This is a genomic window from Streptomyces sp. NPDC060194 (genome assembly GCF_042728285.1).
Taxonomy (GTDB): domain Bacteria; phylum Actinomycetota; class Actinomycetes; order Streptomycetales; family Streptomycetaceae; genus Streptomyces.
In genome coordinates this window covers 1-3,755 of sequence record NZ_JBHWZH010000256.1, presented here as the reverse complement: position 1 = coordinate 3,755, position 3,755 = coordinate 1, and the positions used below count along the sequence as shown (strand labels likewise).

The 3,755-nt window shown below is 73.8% G+C and carries 3 protein-coding genes; 2 read left to right on the top strand and 1 reads right to left on the bottom strand.

Annotated elements, in window-relative coordinates:
• Positions 1-86: 86 nt before the first annotated feature.
• Positions 87-1,028 carry a bifunctional DNA primase/polymerase gene (locus tag ACFWEG_RS28515; RefSeq protein WP_387220866.1) on the bottom strand — a complete coding sequence of 314 codons (942 nt, stop codon included), beginning with the start codon at positions 1,026-1,028 and terminating at the stop codon, positions 87-89.
• Between the two features lie 197 nt (positions 1,029-1,225).
• On the opposite strand from ACFWEG_RS28515, the gene ACFWEG_RS28510 reads away from it, so the two are divergent.
• Both ACFWEG_RS28510 and ACFWEG_RS28505 read left to right on the top strand, forming a co-directional pair.
• Positions 1,226-1,798, top strand: coding sequence for a SigE family RNA polymerase sigma factor (locus ACFWEG_RS28510; RefSeq protein ID WP_387220864.1), 573 nt, complete (start codon positions 1,226-1,228; stop codon positions 1,796-1,798).
• A 130-nt stretch (positions 1,799-1,928) separates the two neighbouring features.
• On the top strand, positions 1,929-3,581 hold the full coding sequence (locus ACFWEG_RS28505) for a long-chain fatty acid--CoA ligase (protein ID WP_387220862.1): 1,653 nt from the start codon (positions 1,929-1,931) through the stop codon (positions 3,579-3,581).
• Positions 3,582-3,755: the final 174 nt, after the last annotated feature.

Sequence of the window (3,755 nt, the reverse complement as noted above, 5' to 3'; positions counted from 1 at the left end):
CCTCTCGTCGAGAGGCGCCCGTTGCGTTTTCCGGCCGGGTCGGCGGAGGGGCGGTGTGCGGTGACGTGCGGCCGGCCTTCGGCCCGTCAGGGGGTGTTCGTGCGGGTGGTGAAGCGGGCTGCGGAGGCGAGGGTGGCGCGGGCCTCGCGGTCGGAGAGTCCGGTGTGGCGGGCGGCGGCGACCAGCGGCTCGGTGAGGGTCTCGCCGAGGCCGTTTTCTTGGGCGCGGCAGGCGGCCCAGAAGAGGCGGGTGTTGCGCTGGCCCTCGTGCGCGGAGCGGACGAACTCCACCAGGCCGCCGCCCTGGGACGCCGCGGTCGCCGGCCGCGGCCCGGTGCGGCGGGGCGCCGCGGGGGCGAGCAGGCGCAGGAGGGCGGGCGGGCACGGGGCCGGCGGGAGGTCGGCCGTGCCGGGGGCGAGCCGGTAGACGCCGGCGTGGGTCACCGAGCCGGGCCCGACGAGGTAGCCGCCCGCCCCGCGGACGTCGACGCCGGGGGCCAGCCGGCCGGCGGAGTTCGGGACCGCGGTGTCCGGCGGTCCGCTCAGCCACACGTGGCGGCCGCCACTGGGCGTGATCACCACGACCGTCGGCGGGATCGAGAACAGGTGCGTGAGGGCGATCCGGCGCAGCTCGGCCGAGGAGTCGGCCCCCTCGCCGGATCCGTCGTCCCGCGGGCCGTGCGCGTCGGTGTCCAGGTCCACCCCGATCAGGTGGTGCGGCGGCAGGCCGCAGGCGATTCCGTAGCCCGTGGCCCACGGGGCGGCGGCGAACAGGGCGCGGACGCGGGCCGGGTCGGTGGTCGCGTCGTGCACGCCGTGGCCGGGGCGGCCGCACGCGCCGCGGCAGGCGTGCGGGTCGTCCTCGGCGCGGTGCGGCGAGGGCAGCGCGGGGAGCTTGGTGCGCGAGAGGGGGATCACGGCGAGCCCGCGCTCCGCGGCGGTCAGGGCGTGCGCCAGCGCGAGGGTCGAGGCGCGGCGGTCGCGAGGGGAGGGGCGGTCCTGACGGTCATGGCGGTGGGTGGTGGCCATACCGACAGTATCGCGCACATGTTCGAATCAGGGAAGGTCGGTCGGAACGGTGTCGTCAGGGTCACCCCGGTACGGCCCCAGAGCCCCGCTCCACCCTCAGGAGGTGGGGCACGCCCCCGCCCTACTCCTGGAGAGGGAGGGCGATCAGGCACCTGCGGCCGATCCGCGACCGCAGGGGGCGCTCCTAGCGTGGGGGCATGACCCCACCGGACGGCACCGTCTGCTCCCGCGCCTCGAAGGCCGCCGCCGCGCACCCGGCGCGCCACCCGTCGTTCGCGGCCTACGCCCGGGCCCGCGGCCCCGTGCTGCTGCGGACCGCGCGCTCCCTCACGGCGAACCCCTGGGACGCCGAGGACCTGCTCCAGACCGCGCTGACCAAGACGTACCTGGCCTGGGGGCGCATCGAGGACCACCGCGCGGTGGACGGATACGTGCGCCGCGCCCTGGTGAACACCCGCACCTCGCAGTGGCGCAAACGCAAGGTCGACGAGTTCGCCACGGACGAGCTGCCCGAGCCCGAGGTGCTGCCCGGGCCCGACCCCGCGGAGCAGCAGGCCCTGCGCGACGCCATGTGGCAGGCGGTCCTGCGGCTGCCCGACCGGCAGCGGGCGATGGTCGTCCTCAGGTACTACGAGGACCTCAGCGAGGCCCGCACGGCCGAGCTGCTCGGGGTCTCCGTCGGCACCGTCAAGAGCGCGGTCTCCCGGGCCCTGCGCAAGCTGCGGGAGGACGCCGAACTCGCCGCTGGTCTGGACCGGTCCGCGACCTGAGGGTCCGGTCCGGGCGGGGCGCCCTCCATTTCGTTACCGCACGTTACGAAAATACTGACCGCACGGTAGTGACATACCGCGGGGTATGGGGCCACAATCGCGGCATACCCACGACCCGCGGAGGCCGCCCGTGCTGAGCACCATGCAGGATGTACCGCTCAACATCAGCCGGATCCTGGAGCACGGCCGGAGGATTCACGGCAGCTCCACGGTGACCACCTGGACCGGTGAGCCGGAGCCGCACCGGCGCTCGTACCGCGAGATCGGCGACCGCGCCGCACAGCTCGCCAACGCCCTGCGCGACGAACTCGGCGTGACCGAGGGGGGTGTGGTGGGGACGTTGATGTGGAACAACAGCGAGCACGTCGAGGCCTACTTCGCGATCCCCTCCATGGGCGCGGTGCTCCACACCCTCAACCTGCGGCTCCCTCCCGAGCAGCTCGCGTGGGTCGTGAACCACGCCGCCGACCGCGTCGTGATCGTCAACGCCTCCCTGCTGCCCCTCCTCGTCCCGCTGCTGCCGCACCTGAAGACCGTCGAGCACGTGGTCGTCAGCGGCGCCGGCGACCGCTCGGCGCTGGAGGGCGTCGCCCCGCGGGTGCACGACTACGAGGAGCTGATCGCGGGGCGCGAGACCGCGTACCCCTGGCCCGAGCTGGACGAGCGCACCGCCGCGTCGCTCTGCTACACCTCCGGCACCACCGGCGACCCGAAGGGCGTCGTCTACTCGCACCGTTCGGTCTACCTGCACTCCCTGCAGGTCAACAGCGCCGAGTCGATGGGCCTGACGACCGAGGACACCACGCTGGTCGTGGTCCCCCAGTTCCACGTGAACGCCTGGGGCCTGCCGCACTCCACGTTCATGACCGGCGTCAACATGCTGATGCCCGACCGGTTCCTGCAGCCCGCCCCGCTCGCCGACATGATCGAGCGCGAGAAGCCCACGCACGCCGCCGCCGTGCCCACCATCTGGCAGGGCCTGCTCGCCGAGGTCACCGCCCGGCCCCGCGACCTGACCTCGATGAGGACCGTCACCATCGGCGGCTCCGCCTGTCCGCCCGCCCTGATGGAGGCGTACGACAAGCTCGGCGTCCGGCTCTGCCAGGCCTGGGGCATGACCGAGACCTCCCCGCTCGGCTCCGTCGCCCACCCGCCGGGCGGTCTGACGGCCGAGGAGGAGTGGCCCTACCGGCTCACCCAGGGCCGCTTCCCCGCCGGCGTCGAGGCGCGACTGATCGGCCCCGCCGGCGACGTCCTGCCCTGGGACAACGCCTCGGCCGGCGAGCTGGAGGTCCGCGGCCCGTGGATCGCCGGGGCCTACTACGGCGGCGCGGACGGCGAGGACTTCCGCCCGGAGGACAAGTTCAGCGCGGACGGCTGGCTCAAGACCGGCGACGTCGGCGTCATCAGCCCCGACGGCTACCTGACCCTGACCGACCGGGCCAAGGACGTCATCAAGTCCGGCGGCGAGTGGATCAGCTCCGTCGAGCTGGAGAACGCGCTGATGGCCCACCCGGACGTCGCCGAGGCCGCCGTGGTCGCCGTGCCCGACGAGAAGTGGGGCGAGCGCCCGCTGGCCACCGTCGTCCTCAAGGAGGGCGCGAGCGCCGACTACGCCGAACTGAAGGCGTTTCTCTCCGACCAGCAGGGCATCGCCCGCTGGCAACTCCCCGAGCGCTGGGCGCTGGTGGCGGCCGTGCCGAAGACGAGCGTCGGCAAGTTCGACAAGAAGGTCCTCAGGCGCAACTACGCCGACGGGGAACTGGACGTCACGCAGGCGTAGTTCCGGCCGGCTCATGCGCTGAGGGTCGGACGCCGCACGCCGAGAGGGCGGGCGTTTCACGACGGGAGGCGGGTGTTCCACGCCGAGGGGGCGGATGTTTCACGTGAAACAACCGCCCCCGCGGGCAAGTGGCGCGGCCCCAGGCCCCGCCCGACGCGGGCGCGTATAAACAAC

Coding starts and splice junctions, on each gene's coding strand:
- ACFWEG_RS28515 (WP_387220866.1), bottom strand. CDS start 1,028: ATGGCCACCACCCACCGCCATGACCGTCAGGACCGCCCCTCCCCTCGC.
- ACFWEG_RS28510 (WP_387220864.1), top strand. CDS start 1,226: ATGACCCCACCGGACGGCACCGTCTGCTCCCGCGCCTCGAAGGCCGCC.